Source organism: Kocuria sp. CNJ-770, assembly GCF_001942375.1.
GTDB classification, from domain to species: Bacteria; Actinomycetota; Actinomycetes; order Actinomycetales; family Micrococcaceae; genus Kocuria; species Kocuria oceani.
Genome location: NZ_MKJW01000068.1, coordinates 1 through 1,121, shown reverse-complemented (window position 1 = coordinate 1,121; position 1,121 = coordinate 1). Strand labels below are relative to the sequence as shown.

Annotated in this window: 1 protein-coding gene; it reads left to right on the top strand. The window is 64.5% G+C overall.

Features of this window, described 5'->3' with window-relative positions; genetic code table 11:
* Positions 1–12: 12 nt before the first annotated feature.
* On the top strand, positions 13–1,121 hold a 1,109-nt coding region (locus tag BJF77_RS03210), incomplete at its 3' end, for an aromatic ring-hydroxylating dioxygenase subunit alpha (RefSeq protein ID WP_075871258.1).

Sequence of the window (1,121 nt, the reverse complement as noted above, 5' to 3'; positions counted from 1 at the left end):
AAGGAGTTCGTGTTGTCGACCAACGTTGTCTCGGAGTCCCTGATCTCCACCCTGCCCGGTTCCACCTACGTGGACGAGGCCGTCTTCCGCGCCGAGCAGGAACGCATCTTCGAGCAGATGTGGTTCTGCGCCGTGCGCGCCGGTGACCTCGACAAGCCCGGGGCCTACCGCACCGTGCAGATCGGCCGGGAATCGATCATCATCACCCGCAACCGCAAGCACGGCATCCGCGCCTTCTACAACATCTGCCGCCACCGCGGCGTGAAACTGTGCATGGAGGAGACCGGCGAAGCCAACCGCTCCTTCCAGTGCCCCTACCACGCCTGGACCTACGACTTCGACGGCAAGCTCATCGCCGCCCCCAACCTCACCAAGATGCCCGACATCGACCGCCAGGAATACGGACTGGTCACCATCCCGGTGCGCGAGTACCTCGGCTACGTCTGGGTCTGCCTGGCCGAGAACCCCCCCTCCTTCGAGGACGACGTGATGGGCGACATCGAAGAACGCCTCGGCGACACCCAGGCCATCGAGGGCTACGACATCGCCAACCTCGCCCTGGGCCGACGCATCACCTACGACGTGAAGGCCAACTGGAAGCTCATCATCGAGAACTTCATGGAGTGCTACCACTGCGCCACCATCCACCCCGAACTCACCGAGGTCCTGCCCGAGTTCGCCGACGGACTCGCCGCCCAGTACTTCGTCGGCCACGGCGCCGAGTTCGGCGAGAACGTCGCCGGCTTCACCGTCGACGGCTCCGAAGGCCTCGACAAGCTCCCCGGAGTCGATGAGGACCACGACCGCCGCTACTACGCGATCACCATCAAACCCACCGTCTTCGTCAACCTCGTCCCCGACCACGTGATCATCCACCGCATGTTCCCCCTCGCCGCCGACCACACCATCGTCGAGTGCGACTGGCTCTACCTGCCCACCGTGGTCGAGTCCGGCAAGGACGTCTCCGCCTCCGTGGAACTCTTCCACCGCGTCAACCAGCAGGACTTCGACGCCTGCGAACGCTGCCAACCCGCCATGAACTCCAAGATCTACGCCACCGGCGGCGTCCTCGTCCCCTCCGAACACCACATCGGCGCCTTCCACGACTGGATCACCGAAAA